At 51.9% G+C, this 15,949-nt stretch carries 12 protein-coding genes and 1 pseudogene; 3 read left to right on the top strand and 10 right to left on the bottom strand.

The genetic code is table 11. From position 1 onward, the window contains the following. Positions 1-4: 4 nt before the first annotated feature. Both HC248_RS04400 and HC248_RS04395 read left to right on the top strand, forming a co-directional pair. Positions 5-1,144, top strand: a complete 1,140-nt coding sequence (locus HC248_RS04400) for an alpha-D-ribose 1-methylphosphonate 5-triphosphate diphosphatase (protein ID WP_168921444.1) — start codon at positions 5-7, stop codon at positions 1,142-1,144. A 358-nt stretch (positions 1,145-1,502) separates the two neighbouring features. Next, positions 1,503-2,981, top strand: a complete 1,479-nt coding sequence (locus HC248_RS04395; RefSeq protein ID WP_168921443.1) for an alpha/beta hydrolase family protein — start codon at positions 1,503-1,505, stop codon at positions 2,979-2,981. Between the two features lie 193 nt (positions 2,982-3,174). Here the strand turns inward: HC248_RS04395 and HC248_RS04390 are convergent, their stop codons facing one another. The 7 genes and pseudogenes from HC248_RS04390 to merT all read right to left on the bottom strand — a co-directional run bounded on the left by HC248_RS04390 (position 3,175) and on the right by merT (position 12,368). Further along, the gene (locus HC248_RS04390) at positions 3,175-4,980 is read right to left on the bottom strand and encodes an NYN domain-containing protein (protein ID WP_168921442.1); all 1,806 of its coding nucleotides are present in this window, start codon (positions 4,978-4,980) and stop codon (positions 3,175-3,177) included. 972 nt (positions 4,981-5,952) lie between these two features. Next, positions 5,953-6,756 (bottom strand): DUF547 domain-containing protein, encoded by an 804-nt coding sequence (locus HC248_RS04385; RefSeq protein ID WP_168921441.1) that lies wholly within the window; start codon positions 6,754-6,756, stop codon positions 5,953-5,955. Between the two features lie 5 nt (positions 6,757-6,761). Beyond that, positions 6,762-8,924 carry an FAD-dependent oxidoreductase gene (locus HC248_RS04380; RefSeq protein ID WP_168921440.1) on the bottom strand — a complete coding sequence of 721 codons (2,163 nt, stop codon included), beginning with the start codon at positions 8,922-8,924 and terminating at the stop codon, positions 6,762-6,764. A gap of 61 nt (positions 8,925-8,985) precedes the next feature. Further along, positions 8,986-9,966, bottom strand: coding sequence for an IS30 family transposase (locus tag HC248_RS04375; RefSeq protein ID WP_168920864.1), 981 nt, complete (start codon positions 9,964-9,966; stop codon positions 8,986-8,988). Positions 9,967-10,250: 284 nt separating this feature from the next. Beyond that, positions 10,251-11,654: pseudogene (gene merA / locus HC248_RS04370) on the bottom strand (mercury(II) reductase); the annotation flags it as partial. 68 nt (positions 11,655-11,722) lie between these two features. After that, complete coding sequence (merP, locus tag HC248_RS04365) at positions 11,723-12,004, bottom strand: mercury resistance system periplasmic binding protein MerP (protein ID WP_168921438.1); 282 nt, start codon at positions 12,002-12,004, stop codon at positions 11,723-11,725. Positions 12,005-12,017: 13 nt separating this feature from the next. Continuing rightward, positions 12,018-12,368 carry a mercuric ion transporter MerT gene (gene merT, locus HC248_RS04360; RefSeq protein WP_168921437.1) on the bottom strand — a complete coding sequence of 117 codons (351 nt, stop codon included), beginning with the start codon at positions 12,366-12,368 and terminating at the stop codon, positions 12,018-12,020. An 87-nt stretch (positions 12,369-12,455) separates the two neighbouring features. Between merT and merR the strand changes: the two genes are divergently transcribed. After that, positions 12,456-12,854 carry an Hg(II)-responsive transcriptional regulator gene (gene merR / locus HC248_RS04355; RefSeq protein ID WP_168921436.1) on the top strand — a complete coding sequence of 133 codons (399 nt, stop codon included), beginning with the start codon at positions 12,456-12,458 and terminating at the stop codon, positions 12,852-12,854. Positions 12,855-12,988: 134 nt separating this feature from the next. On the opposite strand, the gene HC248_RS04350 is transcribed toward merR, so the two are convergent. The 3 genes from HC248_RS04350 to HC248_RS04340 form a co-directional block, all read right to left on the bottom strand. Then, entirely contained in the window at positions 12,989-13,558 is a 570-nt protein-coding gene (locus tag HC248_RS04350; protein WP_168921435.1) for a carboxymuconolactone decarboxylase family protein, read from the bottom strand. 131 nt (positions 13,559-13,689) lie between these two features. Beyond that, positions 13,690-14,334, bottom strand: a complete 645-nt coding sequence (locus HC248_RS04345; RefSeq protein ID WP_168921434.1) for an ATP-binding cassette domain-containing protein — start codon at positions 14,332-14,334, stop codon at positions 13,690-13,692. A 1-nt stretch (position 14,335) separates the two neighbouring features. Then, positions 14,336-15,949, bottom strand: a complete 1,614-nt coding sequence (locus HC248_RS04340; protein ID WP_168921433.1) for an ABC transporter permease — start codon at positions 15,947-15,949, stop codon at positions 14,336-14,338.

Genomic DNA, 15,949 nt, shown 5'->3' with positions numbered 1-15,949 from the left:
CAGCATGACACAACACATCATCACCAACGCAAAAATCGTCACCGCCACAGAAGAATTCATAGGCACTATGACGCTTGAAGATGGCTTAATCCAGTCGATTGCCAAGGGCAATACCAGTCTGCCGAATGCACAAGACTGGAACGGCGAATGGCTGCTTCCGGGTCTTGTGGAAGTGCATACCGACAATCTCGAAAAGCATTTAATACCCCGCCCCGGCGTGGTCTGGAACGCGCATTCAGCCACTGTGATGCATGACGCGCTGTGCGCAGCCGCCGGCATTTTGACGGTGCTCGATTCGGTCGTGATTGGGGACATGGACCAAGGCGGCGCACGCAGTCAAACCCAACACATCTCAATCGCCGCACTGCACGCTTGCCGCGCTGAAGGACTGATGCGCGTAGAACATTTGCTGCACTTGCGCTGCGAAGTTTCAGCGCCCGACATCGTCGAAGTGTTTGAACAATACGCAGACGACAGCTTGTTGGAATTGGTCAGTGTGATGGACCACACACCCGGTCAGCGCCAATGGCGTGACTTGAGCAAATACCGGCGCTACAGCGAGCGCTACGGCAGCTTTAGTGATGCCGAATACGCCGACATCGTGGCAGAAAGGATAGAACACCAACAGCGCTACGCGATTCCCAACCGCGCCGCCATTATTGCCGCCAGCCATACGCGCAATCTGCCGCTAGCCAGCCATGACGACACCTTGGTTGAGCACATCGAAGAAGCCAGCGCAGAAGGCATTGCGATTTCAGAGTTCCCCACCACCGTAGCGGCAGCCAAGGCGGCGCGCGCGGCCGGCATGTCCATAGTCATGGGCGGGCCAAACTTGGTGCAAGGCGGATCGCATTCAGGCAATGTATCGGCGAGCGAGTTAGCCAGTTTAGATTTGCTGGATATTTTCTCGTCCGACTACGTACCGGCGAGTTTGTTGCAGTCGGCGTTTATGCTGCGCAACCAAGCCGGTTGGTCGTTGCCAAAAGCAATTAACACTGTAAGCCGCAATCCAGCCCACGCGATTGGTATGCATGACCGCGGTGAGATCGCTGTCGGCTTGCGTGCCGATTTTCTGCGTGTACGAATGAGTAAGGAAATGGCAATTGTGCGCGGTGCGTGGAGCCTAGGCGAGCGGGCGTTTTAAGCGCTTAAACGCAAGCTTTATCCACCCGTGTAGCGACTTACCAACACGCCTATCTCACGTTGTATCTCGACCCGACAGCGCACAGATGACTCATCTATTCACAGCGCTAAAAGCCAAACCTATTGATGTGCAAACACGTCTGTTAACCGGCTACAGCGCAGTGGTTTAAGTCTCTGGTTATGGCGCTAGCAATGATGGCTACGTTGTTACTAAAGACTGCGCAGTGTGGTGTCCCGCCAGTGACCGACGGCGGGTAAACCCGCAAAATGCTTTGGCTGAATCTGCCTATGCTTATCTCAAATTACTGAAACTTTACAAATAAGCATTTAAATAATTTCATTCTTTTAGGAAAAAACACATGCGTTCAAATTCAATCTTACGACTGAGCTTAATTAGTGTCGCCACATTACTGAGCGCCTGCGGTGGTGGTTCAGACACAGCTGTCGTTCCCGAAGAAACTCGTTTGCAAGACAGTCGCATAGACTTTGCCGTGACTGCTGCCGATGCGCAAGCCACCACCTTCGCAGCTATCTCGACACAGAGCACGGATACGGTCGACGTCAGCACGACTAGCCGCTGGGTCGGCGTCTTGGGCGGCGCAGGTTATCGTATAGAAGTGCCGGCTAATTGGAACGGCAAGCTGGTCATGTATGCACACGGCTTTGCTGGCAATGGCAATGTGTTGTCAGTTAATAACCCGCAAATTCGCCGCTATCTGATTCAAAACGGCTACGCTTGGGCCGCGTCCAGTTACACCAAAAATTACTACGATGTGCGCGCTGGCGTAGAGGACACCAATGCGTTAGCACTCGAATTCAATAAGATTGCAAACGCTAGAGGCAGAACGCTCGCAGCACCTTCCAAAATCTACATCACCGGCGTGTCTATGGGTGGACACATTACCGCAGCAGCGATTGAGGCAGAAACAGCGGCCACCGCTATACACAAAGTGAAATACAGCGGCGCCGTACCTATGTGCGGCGTAGTCGGTGACACTGAATTGTTCGATACTTTTGCCGCGATGCAGGTGTCGGCTCAAGCCGTCGCTGGCGTAGCTAACAACCCAGTGACTAAATGGTCAGACATTCAAGATCAGGTCACTAACGCGCTTTTCACAACCTTCCCGTCAACGCCAACAACACTCGGCACCAAGTACGTATCCATACTCCAAAACCTCACTGGCGGTCCACGTCCGCTGTTTGCGCAAGGTCTGGCTTTTGGTGGCAGTTTTGCTTTTGCCTACGGCACTTTCGGCAGTGACGGCACGGTGACAGGCATACTGAATAAGAATGTTCTGGACACCAATCGCTATACCTACGTCATAGACGGTGACGCAGCGGGTTCAGCAAGCATCAACGCGACGGTCCAGAAGCTGACGGCGACGCCAGACGCCAACCGTCTGCGCACCGACGGCCTACGTTGGATTCCCAAGGTCAATGGTGAATTCAAAATTCCGGTCGTCACGATTCATACCTTGGGCGATTTGTTTGTGCCGTTCAACATGGAGCAGGTCTACCAAAAGCGAGTCGCTGCCAAGGGCAACAGCGCTTGGTTAGTGCAGCGCGCGATTCGCGGCGCCAGTCACTGTGATTTCACCGTGGCTGAATCGGAAACCGCTTTTGACGACATGATTAAGTGGGAGCGCGACGGCATCAAGCCGCTAGGCGATGACGTAGTCACGCCAGCCGTGGTGGCCGCAACCAGCTACGGCTGCAAGTTCACCAAAAACACCATAGGGCCGGATGACACCGCCACCACCACCCAGCTGCGCGCAGGCATTGCACAAACCACGCCGGCTTGTTCCGGCTCGTTCGCCCTGACCGCTGCGCAGTATTGACGTGAAAATTGCACGCCGCACTTAGCGACTAAGCCAACGCGTAGTTAAATCCTTAGCCTGCTATTAAAAAAACAGCCGTTAGACAATTTGTCTAGCGGCTGTTTTTTTGGCAGGTATTTTTTTGATGCTGTTTGTCTGAAAAAAAACAACCGTCATAGTAAGTCTACTTACCAAATCGGATTGAGCCCCGACATCAAGCAATCCAAAGCGCTAACTCTTGCACCGCCATGGCCAATGCACCGGTCACCAATGCCTGCCCTGCTTCATCTCTGTCATCTGTCACGACTGCGCGAAGTAGTGTCGGTTGAGACAATTGCAAATGGTGTAGGTAAGCCACGATTTGCTTGTCCGCTCGGTTCTCACCGCAACCACCTGAGAAATGAATCTGCAAATTCTCGCTAGCGCAGCTCTCGCCCTGCTGGGGGCCGTCAAACCACAAATGAATCATCAAACCAGAGCGTTGCAAACTCAGTGTTTGCAAGCGCTGCACCAAAGCTTGACGCGCGCGTTTTCCAGGGAAACCTTGCTCGTAATCCGAGCGAAACAGCCAGCCCAATTTATGCAGCACGTTGTGACCATCCACCACCAAGGTGCAGGGTAAATCATGCGCTAACGCCTCTTCCAGGGCATAAAGCGGTAGACCCTTGAGGGCAGGATTGAGCTGCGGCTTATCCCCCGCAAGACTGCTTTGCGCATAGACCCGGGAAGTCGCTGCACCCATCATGGCGTAAGCCGAATGCAGTTCGTGGTCTAACAGCAGACCGGCGCTCTCGCTCGCTTGCAGCGCTTGGCGTAGGTTGGCTATTTCGTCCAGCGAAATGCTGGTGCTCAGCCTGAGCACAAACTGATCAACCGCGCTACTAATAGCGACTGGCATCACGGGTGTCAGTCCAAGCAAGGACTTGATCGCTGTAATTCGCATCGCCAACTCGCCAGACAGCACTTCCAGCTCAGCCAACGGGTGCAGCGAATCGAGCTGCGCCGCCTTGAGTTTTTCGCGCATCGCCTCGCTGCGAATGAGTTCGTCCTGCAACTGCGAACGCAGACCGAACAAGCGATCCGTGTCGGCTTGCTTTTTCAATAACAAATCTGCGCGCCCCAAAAGATTGGTGTCGGCGCTTTGCGCTACAGCACTGGCAAAAGTCTCTGCCGGCCTGAGCCAGGGCAGCAGACGGTGACTCAAGCGTGCGTTGACTTGTTCATTGACGTTGGCATCAAACTGGCCTTGCAACTGAGACAACTGCAAGGCTAAGTCCTTTGCCAGAGCCGCAGACTTATCCCCAGCCCTGCATTCGGCCAGTTTTGCAGACAGCGCGCTATCGCGCTCGAAGCTAGAGGCCTGCAATGCGCGCTGCAGCAACCTGACTTCTTTGCGTTTTTCTCTCAGTTCTAGCAACTGCCTACCATCTTGCGGCGTGCGTTCTGATCGCAGTGACAGAGGCAAAATTGATGGCAAAAGACCTGCTGCCACAGCCGAATCCAGTGCCTTTAATTCTGGCGGTGACTGCAGGCGCAGAGAATTAATTTTGTCTACAAAAACAGTCCACTTCGCGCCCAGAGCGAGGGCAGAAATGCTGCGCTGGGCTGAGTCTGGCTCTGTGCCATCCCAGTCGGCTAGCAGCGCAAAACCTTGAGTCCGTACCGTTAAGCGTTCATCGAGCAACATTGCAGAAAATGTCTCAGCCATACCAAAACATTGGCCTAGCATGGCTGCGTCGCGCACCACCACCGCATCGGCTAAGTACTCCAACACGCTAGCGACGGACGATGCCGACTGCAAGAAGGCGCGGTATTCTTTGGGCAGTTCCGGGAAAGTGAGTAACGCCGCTTTGATACGGGTCGTAGCAATTGCAGGATTGACATGGCCAGGTCGAAAGCCGGCGCCCAAGTGCGGATAGGCCTGAAGTATTTCTTTTATTCCAACAGTATCAAGACTGGACAAAGCTGTCTTCCACAGATCTAAAACATTTGTGGGAACCAAAATGCTATCTATTTTCATGCGCGAAGGTTCACTTTTAAGCATGGCCTTGAGACCGTGCTGCTGCTATCGACTGACATTGGTGTTCCTTCTTAGTTTGTGGAAAATCCGCGCGCGCCGTTGCTTGGCCGGTTAAAAACTGTGTGCGTTGCGTGGATTTTTAAATCTACCCTGTATTTTAAGAGGGCCTAAGAGTGAAAAAGTTTCCAATGCGATTCATGTAGCGAAGCTGAGCACTGTCATACCGCGCTCTGGATTCTGAATCAATACGGAACTACTGATAGCGAAGTCACCAGCTTGACAGCCGAATCAGGCAGCTGGCGCCTGAGCGGCTAGATGAAGAAACTAAGTTTTCGAAATCGTCAACGCCCTAAATAAAGCCAGCGCATGCTGTGGAGATTACGACTATTTTTATTGGAGGCCAGCGCATTAAGAGCGGGTCGTCGCGTCTTAAATCCAAATGTTTCATGCCGCCTAAGAACGGCGGTGAAACTGCAATTAAAAAAATAGTATTTATGTTGTGACATGTTTTCCTCCCTTTATTTACTTAAAAACAATCTTTGAGGTTGAGGCTACAAGCGACATTACGCTAGGTCTGTGTGCTACCGAGCATATGAAAAAATTGGCGAAGTTAGCCTACAAGAACAACAATTTTTGACAAAGAAATACTAACTTAAAAATCAAAAAAACTTAGGCTCAAGCTTGAGGTTTAAAGATGATATTTTCTGAAATTAGTATTTGTACATACTAATTAATTAACCAAAAATCAGGTGAAAATTTATGCCGCTTGTAGAACGCCGCGAACCCAATAAGTTCGCTTAAAAATTAGTCAATAAAGGCAGTATTTAATACTTCTTAAATTTTTTCACGCTATACAAATGCAGGCTATGAAATGTCGGTTGCAAAAAAATCGTCGAGCAGCGCAAAAGTACTATTCGTTCAATGCCTACAACGCAAAGTCTGCGCTGTTGCATAGCAATTAAGTGCTAACACTTACTGACTTGCGACTGTTGAATTTAAGCGCCAGTCGTACTCTAGATAGTCAATATTTAAACTACCCGAAGCCAAAGCAGCTGCGGCCGCATTCGTCAGACCCAGCGGTTGGCGATAAAGCAGTAAAAAACTATTGAGCTGCTTAGCCCCGCGCCAGCCCTTTTCAAAGTCGCCAGCGTACCACTTGAAAATGTTAGATATTTTCAAGCTATCACCCTCCAAGCGATTACGCGTGCGGTCAGATAAAAAACTTTTTGTGGCATCTTCTAGCTGCGCATCTATTTGCTCACCCACATAGGCCTGCGCCCGCAGCGCGGGGCAACCAATGCTGGCGCAATTGACTGCAAAATGAATGCGTGGCTCGTTATAACGACCGGACCCACGAATCAATTCATGCTCTACAGCGTCGAGAGAGCGTTTTTTTTCAAGCAGTTGAAAAAACTCTTTTTTCCACGGGGACTGAAAAAAGTTACCCAAGTCTTTGATGGACTCTAATTTTGGGTAAGCCGTTAACACCAGCTCAACCGTGTAGGCGTTGTAAGCATTAATCAGATACGCCAGTTGCGTGGCTTTATCCCATTGGTCAAAATCGGCGCGCGTCACGGCTGAAAGCTTAGTTAAATAGCCATTGAGTTGACTGTGATCAGCACTCATGCCTTTGTAGTCGACTTGCGTCGCTTGACCAGCGCGTAGCGTAATCACATGTTTTTTAAGCAAACCATCCCAGACAGAATGGTCAAAACCGGCCGCCTGCACGACCAAGCATTGCAGCGCCAGCAACGCTGCTAAAAAGTATTTAATCATTTTTCTTACCCTCTGCGCCAAGTGTGAAATTTACCCAACCAGGCCAATACTCGCTTGGGCGCGTGTGCGCGTTTCCACTCACCAGCCGCGTATTTGTTCGCTTCTGAGAGCGTAGGATAAGTATGTATGGTGCCAAGAATTTTATTCAAGCCCAAGCCGTGTTTCATCGCCAAAACAAATTCGGTTAACAAGTCGCTGGCGTGCTCGCCCACAATCGTCACACCCAAAATACGGTCTTTGCCCGGCACTGTCAGCACTTTCACAAAGCCGTAGGCTGTGCCGTCAGCAATCGCGCGGTCTAGGTCTTCAATAGCGTATTGAGTGACTTCGTAGGCAATCCCTTTTTCGCGCGCCTCTTGCTCGTTTAAACCCACTCTAGCGACCTCTGGGTCAATAAACGTCGCCCAGGGAATCACAGAGTAATCCACCTTAAAGCGCTTGAAGTCGCCAAACAATGCGTTCACAGCGGCAAACCAAGCTTGATGCGCAGCGACATGGGTGAACTGATACGGGCCTGCGACATCGCCAGCGGCAAAAATATTCGGATAAATAGTTTCCAAATAGTCGTTGGTGATGACCGTTCGCTCAGTCGCAATACCCAGCGCCTCCAAGCCATATCCGCTCAGACGTGCAACACGTCCAACAGCGCATAAAAGGGCATCGAATTCAACTCGCTGCTCTAGGCCTTCATGCGCAATCACAATAAATTTACGCTCACCGTCGCGTTCGCAGCGCAGCGCTTTGTGGCCGGTCAAGACGTCAACGCCGTCACGCGTCAAAGCATTGCGGGCCAAGTCAGAAACCTCTTGGTCCTCGCGCATCATGATGCGCGGGGCCATCTCGACCTGCGTCACCTTGGAGCCCAAACGGGCAAAGCTCTGTGCCAGCTCACAACCAATCGGGCCACCGCCCAACACGACTAGCCGCGCTGGGGCTGCATCGAGCTTGGCAAATTCGTCCCACAGCGTGTCGCTGGTCACATAGCCAACCGCATCTAGCCCCGGCAGTGGCGGCACGACCGGCTTGGCACCCGCGCTAATGACTATGCTGCGCGACGTCAGCGTCTGGGTCTCACCGGTGTTGAGCGTGATCTCTACCGTCCAAGGATTAGTGATGCGGGCATAGCCTGATAACACCTCAACACCCAGCCCGGTGTAACGCTCCACGCTGTCGTGCGGCGCAATCGTTTTAATCACTTCATGGATGCGTGCCATCACGCGTTTAAAACTAAAGGTCGGCTCTGTCGCGTCCAAACCATAATGCTCAGCATGACGCATTTGAGTCGCCAGCTTGGCACTTTTAATCAAGGCTTTGCTCGGCACGCAGCCGTAGTTCAGGCAATCGCCGCCCATTTTGTGGGCTTCGACCAATGTCACCTTAGCGTTAACCACCGCGGCGATATAGGACGTCACCAATCCTGCTGCGCCTGCACCAATAACAATCAGGTTACGGTCGAACTTCTTAGGTTTTTGGCCCGCCCATTGGGCATAGACTTTTTTGTTTTGAAACACGCTAACTACTTTTTTGGCCACTAATGGAAACAGTCCGAGCGCCACAAACGAGAGCAGTAAACCGGGCGACGCTATGTCATTGAGCGAATTAATCGCCGCTAACTGGGTACCCGCATTAACGTAGACCAGAGTTGCAGCGAACATGCCCAACTGACTGACCCAGTAAAAAGTGCGCGTCTTGATATTAGTCAGGCCCATCAATAAATTGAGCATAAAAAATGGCACTAAGGGAATCAAACGCAGGCTAAACAAATAAAAGGCACCGTCTTTTTCTAGCCCTTGGTTAAGACCTGACAGGCGCGCACCAAAGCGTTTTTGTACGCTGTCGCGCAGCACATAACGAGACGCCAGCATGGCCAGAGTGGCGCCCAAACTTGAAGCGAAAGACACGACAACCGTGCCTAGCAATGCGCCAAACAAAGCGCCCGCAGCCAGAGTCAAAATCGTTGCTCCAGGCAAAGAAATAGCGGTCACGAGGACATAAACCAGAAAAAATATGGCCACAGCCTGAACTGGATTTTCTGCAAATGCAGCGGTGAAAGTCGTTTGGCTTTGCTTGAGATAGTCCAAACTAAAGTAGTTGCCCAAGTCAAACACAAAATAAGCAACCAACAAAGCTGCCAAGGTGAGAATGATTAGGAGCTTTTTTTTATTCATTAAAAATCCGAGTAGTTACAGTGTTTAGTCGTGTTGGCCGCATTTTCATTACACGGCGGATTCAAGCTTGAAGTGCAACCGTATGCTGATAGGACTCTAACTGTTCCATAAAAACCTGATGCGGCGTTCGATACCCTAAACATTTTCTAGGACGATGATTGAGCCTGTGCATCGCTAAAGCAATGTCATCGTCGGTGATGCAATTAAAGCGCATCCCCTTTGGGAAAAACTGGCGAATCAAACCGTTCATATTCTCGTTCGCCCCACGCTCCCACGAGGCGTATGGATGGGCGAAAAAGAAATCTGCACTCAGCGCAGAAGCTATTCGTTCATGCTGGGCAAATTCCTTGCCGTTATCAGTCGTGAGAGTGTGCACGCAATGAGCGAACGGTTTGAGTAAAGTGATTAACGCGTCCCCTACGGCTTGCGCTGTTTTGAATGGCACGTGGAAAATTATTGAATAGCGAGAGACACGCTCATTAATCGTCACTAGTGCTTGCTTCTGCCCGGCACCAATCACCAGATCAGCCTCCCAGTCGCCAAAGCGCGCACGCTCAAGCACGATGTCGGGTCGCAGTTCTATTGAGACCTGGTGAGAGATGGTGCCGCGCCGTTCACGGCCACTGCTGCGTTTTTTTCGCGTCTTCTGGCAACGCAGTGTTTTATGCAAGGTGCCGCCCGCGCGTTTGTCAGCGTAGATGTACTGGTAAATGCTCTCATAGCTAACACCGGGTTGGTGGCTAGCTTCGAGGTGGCCGCTGATTTGCTCGGGGCTCCAAGCCTCAGCCAACTTTTCCTCCACTACAGCCCATGTCGAGTCAGCAACTCTAGGACTATTGGCGCAGGCAAGTCTACGTTCTTGGGCTTTGTCATTTGCCTGCTTAGGGCGATAGCCTCGTAGACCGCGGTTACGACGCAACTCACGGCTGATGCTCGATTTATCACGGTCCATCATTTTTGCAATTTCACTTTGATTGAAGTTTGCTTTGACGAGGATTGCAATCTGGTAACGTTCGTCACGGGTGAGGTGTGTGTAAATCATTCTGGGCAACTTTGACTTGGTAGTCGGGAAGCTTGGATGCTCTCACATCTCACCCACCCGTACGGTTAATTTCAAAGTTGCACTTCAGACTTGAATCCGCGCACATTAAAAATATGCAGATACGCAAAGAAATGCTGCAGACTAAAAGCGCAACCGTCAGCAATGAAAGCAAGCTTAAAAAGTAGTCTAAAAAACGGGTCTAAGCAACAAGCCCAAGTCATGGCTATTGAGTAAGCAGCATTGACTACTTAGTCTTGACGCACCCGCTCACAGTGGTCTAACGCTTACCCCGCACAGCAAGACAGTTGCGACACATCCTTGGTAAAGGTTTGCGCGCACAGCTTTAAGCCTTCGACCATGGTCAGGTAGGGGAACAAAGTATTGGCAAGCTCTTTGACTGTGATTTGTGCCCGAATCGCCATCACCGCCGTTTGAATCATCTCACCTGCGTCTGGCGCCACTATTTGCACGCCTATCAGTTGACCACTCTCAGCGTCAGCCACCAGCTTGATAAACCCACGCGTATCGAAGTTAGCCAGCGCACGCGGCACATTGTCCAAACTTAGTGTGCGGCTGTCGGTTGCGATGCCATTAAGATGGGCGTGAAGCTCAGACAAACCCACGGTTGCGACCTGCGGGTCGGTGAACACCACTGCTGGCATAGCGCTTAAGTCTAGCGCCGCCTCGCCGCCAGTCATATTGATCGCAGCGCGTGTACCGGCCGCGGCTGCAACATAAACAAATTGCGGCTGATCTGTGCAATCACCGGCTGCATAAATGTGTGTAGCGCTAGTGTGCATAGCCTTATCGATGACGATAGCGCCTTGTAAATTAACGGCAATACCGGCGCTACCCAGTGCCAAGCCAGCCGTGTTGTGCGACCGTCCAGTCGCCACCAGCAACTTATCAAAACACCTGTCCCCTTGGTCGGTACTCAGCACAAACTCACCGCTCACATATGCGACGTGACTGGCCTGACTGTGTTCCAGCACGTCAATCGCTTCGGCGCGAAACGCAGCAGTCAGCGCCTCACCAATGGCCGGATCTTCGCGGGAAAATAGTGTGCTGCGTGCAAAAATAGTGACCTTGCTACCCAATCTGGCAAACGCTTGTGCCAGCTCTAAGGCCACGACCGAAGAACCTATCACCGCTAGTCGAGGTGGAATGTCTTGACTCACCAAAGCGTCGGTTGAAGTCCAGAAAGGCGTGCCCAGCAAGCCGGGTATAGGCGGGACAGCCGGGCGAGCACCGGTCGCGATTAGGCAGCGGTCAAAGGCCAACGCCTGCTCACCGCCACTATTGAGACGCACCATGAGGTGTTGACTGTCTGTAAAACGTGCCTCGCCTCGCAGCACGGTAATGGCAGGCGTTTTCTCCAAAATTCCCTCGTACTTGGCGTGCCGCAGTTCGTCAACGCGAGCCTGCTGTTGGGCAAGTAATTGGCTGCGATCAATCACCGGCTGAGCAGCGCTAATACCGGCGTCAAATGGACTGTGACGGCGTTGATGGGCAATGTGCGCCGCGCGAATCATGATCTTAGAAGGCACGCAGCCGATATTGACGCAAGTGCCGCCTATGGTGCTGCGCTCAATCAGCGTGACTTGGGCACCAAGCTCAACCGCTTTAAGCGCAGCCGCCATCGCGCCGCCACCGCTGCCTATGATGGCAATTTGTAGTTGGCGCTGATTCGTGTCGGTGGCAAGCTTTGCAGTAAAACCAAGGTCTGTACAAATCGACGTGGAGGCGCAACTCAACATCAGTTTTTAACAGTCGACGGATAACCCGCATTAGCCGTTGCTGTGGTCAAGGCCATAGACGTGGTCTTAGCGTCATCAAAACTTACCGTGGCTTCACGTTTATCGAAGACTACATTTATCTTGCTCACGCCCTCGACCTTGGAAAGCGCTGCCTTGACAGTAAAGGGACAAGCAGCACAAGTCATGCCCGGCACCAACAGTGTCACGGTTTTAGTGGCCGCGTAGGCAGTCGGTGCGGCGGCTAAAGTTAACAACGAAACCAGAGCTAATAATTTTTTCATAATGCACTTTAGATTAATAAAACAAAGGAAGAACGTAGGGGAATCCAACTGCAATCAGCACCAGAACTGCCACCAGCGAGAAGACAATTTTGTAGCCAGTGCGAACTTGGGGTAAGGCGCAGACCTCGCCCGGTTTGCAGTCTTGCACGGGTCGATAAATTCGGCGATAGGCGAAAAACATAGCAACAATGGCCACGCCAATGAACAGAGGTCGATACGGCTCTAATGCCGTCAAATTGCTAATCCATGCCCCACTAAAGCCAAGCATGACCAGCACTAACGGCCCCAAGCAACAGCTAGAAGCCAGCAAGGCAGAAAGACCGCCAGCAAACAAAACGCCACGGCTATTTTTCTCATCAGACATTTGCTAAAACTTTCGGCATTTATTAAGGGTCTAAGGTTACTTCCGTAGTTGTGTACGGAGTCAAGGGCTTTGGGAAACAATCGAAAAATGAATTTAAGAAATCTGACCATTGGCAACTTCGCCAAAGAAGCCAGCGTCAATGTAGAAACCATACGGTTTTATCAACGCAAAGGCTTGCTACCAGAACCCAACAAGCCCTACGGTAGCATTCGCCGCTATGGTTTGGCGGATGTCAGGCGCGTGCGTTTTGTAAAGTCAGCGCAGCGGCTGGGGTTTAGTTTGGATGAGATTGCTGAATTACTGCTTTTAGAAGATGGCACGCGTTGCGAAGAAGTCAGCAGCCTAGCCGAACGCAAACTGCAAGATGTGCGCGAAAAACTACACGATTTGCAGCGTATGGAGTCAGTGCTGGCGTCATTGGTATCGTCATGCCATAGCAATTCTGGCGCACTGACTTGCCCTTTGATTGAAAATCTTCAAACCTGAAGCGGCCACAGTATTGGATTTTTTTGTTCCTCTAAAAGTTACTTTTATCGAGCCACCCATCAAAAAAAGACGCCTGCAAAAGCGTTCGCGAAAGCGACACGTTTGCAGGCGTCAGGCAACACGAAAAAGCGTTTTTACGCGACTTTATAAGCTGCAAACATGGCATCAAGCGGTGTGCCAAAGGCTTGGTTGGTGTAATTGCTCAGCACTTTGACTGAAGCGGCCATGACGATAAAAAGCACATGGGTTTCTGTGTAGCCCGCATCCATAAAGGCTTTGACCACAGCGTGGTCTGGCTGACCGTGCTTAGACACTATCTCGACTGCCATGGCGGCGACAGCGGCCAACTTGGCATCAGGAATCGGAGTGCGTGCGCGAATGGCTGCTAATACTTCTGCCGGCACGCCGGACATTTTCTCGGCGAGCATACTGTGCGCGGCGGTGCAGTAATCGCAACCGTTGTACTGACTGATGGCAAGAAATACGACTTCTTGCTCGGCCGAGGTCAAACCGGATTGCTTACGGAAAATTTCATAACCATGTAAATAAGTACTCAGTACACCCGGCACTATGGCCATGCCGGCATACATATTGGGGATAAAGCCAACTTGCTTGAGCGCGATATCTAAAACTTCTTTTTGCGCGCCTTGTGCGTCAGCATGAACGACAGGTTGCAAGGATTTGATAAATGGGCCGGTTGTCATGATTTGAACTCCAAAAATAGTGGCGATATAGAGACGAATGACAGTTTTATCATTCATCCCCAGAACATCTATATTAAGGACGGACTTATGTTTTAAGGCTACTTTGCATCTCGTTCATGTCACCCAACGTATCAGAGTTGCGATTTTTGCCAGCTACTCACATTCAAGACTCGACCACCCGCAGGCGCGTCCTGTGGGTCATGTGTGACCAGCAAAGTGGCAATGCCAGCGCGCTGCAAATGTTCAAACACCCAAGCGCGAAACTGTTCACGCAGCAGCACATCGAGTTTTGAAAAGGGCTCATCAAGCAGCAAAGCCTGCGGTTGGGCTAGTAAAGCGCGCATCAAGTTAATGCGCGCGCGCTGACCGCCGGATAGGGTCGCTGGATCACGCTCTGCAAAACCCGCCAGACCCACATCAGCCAGCACTTGGGCAATTCGTTCGTGCCGTGCGGCCCCGCGAATAGTAGCCGGCAAAGCAAACGCCAAGTTTTGCCCCACGCTCATATTCGCAAACAGCAAATCGTCTTGAAACAAAATGCCGATGCGGCGCAGCTCTGTCGGCAAACCTTCTACGCGTTGGCCATTGAGCCACAAGCTGCCGCTGGCGCTAAAGACTGGATCGAGTGCGCCAATCATCCAGTTCAGCACTGTCGATTTACCCGAACCCGAAGCACCCATCAAGGTAAGCACTTCACCGGGCGCAATGCGCAACTCCAAGTTTTCAAATAAAGGCTGTGCAGCACGGCGCAGTGTGAGGTTTTCAATCTGCAGCATGTCAGCGCAATCCCAATCGGTTACGGCTATTAAAGCGCGGCCAAAGCGCAGCCAACGCAAAAGCCGCCAAAGGTAAAACCACTTGCAGCAGCGCTTGCACCGCCAGCACTCGGCGATTACCGCCCGCACTCAAGGCTACGGCTTCGGTAGTGACGGTGGCAAAACGGCCGCCGCCGGCAAATAATGTGGGTAAATACTGGGCCACGCTAATGGCAAAACCGATGGCCAAACAAGCGGCGATTGGGCGTTGCAATAACGGCCACTTAAGTTGCAAGCAAGCCGACAAACGTGAGTGACCCAAAGCACGCGCACAGGTCATTAAACGCGCATCAAAAGCGCGATAAGCGCCCACCAAGGTCAGCAAGGTATAGGGCAAGACCATGAGCAAATGACTCCACAAAACGCCTAGAGCTTGGCCGTCGAGTCGCAGCCTGAGCAGCGCTGCATACTGGCCCGCAACCAAGGGTAAAACCGGCACGATTAAGGGCAAATAAATAATGCCGTTAAAGCGCTTTGGCCCCCACTCCAACCAGACCAAGGTAGTGGCCACACACAGCACACTAGACGCTGTGGCCAACCACAAAGTAGTCCAAAACGGTTGCCAATTAAGTCCTTGCCAACTTCTCAAGGTCAAACTTTGCGGCCAAAAATCAGGAAAAAACCAAGGCCCAGCCAGCGACCACAGCAGCAGTAAGGCGACCACTAAATAGCCAATCCCCAGCAGCGGAATATGCAGTTTTAGCCAAGCTGGTGCAGCCCTTGGTTGGCGCTTACCAGTGGGTAAATGCTGCTTTTTTTGTCGCCGATAAACCAGCCATGCCAAACGTGCGAACCCACCCACAGCCAAGAGCAATACCAAAAGCAGCAGGGATGCAGCCGCACCTAAAGCTTGTTTATCAGGATTGGCATCAATCAACCACTGCCACACCAGCACCGCCAAAGTCGGCGGTGTGCCTGGGCCTAATACCAAGGACATATCGACCACGGATAAGCCATACGCCAGCACCGCCGCCATCGGCCAGGCCAGACGCGGCAGGAGTTGCGGCCACAGCACAGCACGCCAAATTTGTAGCCGTCCGTAACCGAGTGAACGCGCCACCAGCATTTGGCGGCTGACCGCTTGCTCGCCCAATAAGGCCATCAAGACCCATAACAAAAACCAGCTTTCCTTGATCGCCAGCGCCAAGGCTAAGCTCAGGCCGAACGGGTCTTGCACACTAATCCAAGTCGGTGGACTGACCCAGCCCAACACAGGCGCAATAGCACGCGCCAGCCAACCTGAAGGCGAGAGCAAAAAAAACATACCTACAGCAAAAGCGGCATGCGGCACTGACAGCAGCAGCGCTAAATGCCGCTGCAGCCGTATCCACAAGGCACTCGGGTAGATCAGCATGGCCAGCGTTGCGGCACTCAGTGCAGCTAAAAAACTGCCTAATAGCGATGAGATCAAGGTCGACTCAAGCGCCTGCGGCAACTGGGGGTCTAACCACAATTGCTGCCAGACTTGGGCTTCCCATGCGGGTGATAAAGCCCAGTACAAACCGGGCAACACCGGCGCGATGATGAGCAGCACCGGCAAGATTGCCAGCCATAGCGTGCGTGGGTTATCCGTCAA

Source organism: Polaromonas vacuolata (genome assembly GCF_012584515.1).
In the GTDB taxonomy this organism is placed as follows: Bacteria; Pseudomonadota; Gammaproteobacteria; order Burkholderiales; family Burkholderiaceae_C; genus Polaromonas; species Polaromonas vacuolata.
This window is presented reverse-complemented; position numbering and strand designations above follow the sequence as displayed.

Bases quoted from the DNA above. Each gene is read 5' to 3' on its own strand.
- HC248_RS04400 (WP_168921444.1), top strand. From the start codon at position 5: ATGACACAACACATCATCACCAACGCAAAAATCGTCACCGCCACAGAA.
- HC248_RS04395 (WP_168921443.1), top strand. From the start codon at position 1,503: ATGCGTTCAAATTCAATCTTACGACTGAGCTTAATTAGTGTCGCCACA.
- HC248_RS04390 (WP_168921442.1), bottom strand. From the start codon at position 4,980: ATGAAAATAGATAGCATTTTGGTTCCCACAAATGTTTTAGATCTGTGG.
- HC248_RS04385 (WP_168921441.1), bottom strand. From the start codon at position 6,756: ATGATTAAATACTTTTTAGCAGCGTTGCTGGCGCTGCAATGCTTGGTC.
- HC248_RS04380 (WP_168921440.1), bottom strand. From the start codon at position 8,924: ATGAATAAAAAAAAGCTCCTAATCATTCTCACCTTGGCAGCTTTGTTG.
- HC248_RS04375 (WP_168920864.1), bottom strand. From the start codon at position 9,966: ATGATTTACACACACCTCACCCGTGACGAACGTTACCAGATTGCAATC.
- merP (WP_168921438.1), bottom strand. From the start codon at position 12,004: ATGAAAAAATTATTAGCTCTGGTTTCGTTGTTAACTTTAGCCGCCGCA.
- merT (WP_168921437.1), bottom strand. From the start codon at position 12,368: ATGTCTGATGAGAAAAATAGCCGTGGCGTTTTGTTTGCTGGCGGTCTT.
- merR (WP_168921436.1), top strand. From the start codon at position 12,456: ATGAATTTAAGAAATCTGACCATTGGCAACTTCGCCAAAGAAGCCAGC.
- HC248_RS04350 (WP_168921435.1), bottom strand. From the start codon at position 13,558: ATGACAACCGGCCCATTTATCAAATCCTTGCAACCTGTCGTTCATGCT.
- HC248_RS04345 (WP_168921434.1), bottom strand. From the start codon at position 14,334: ATGCTGCAGATTGAAAACCTCACACTGCGCCGTGCTGCACAGCCTTTA.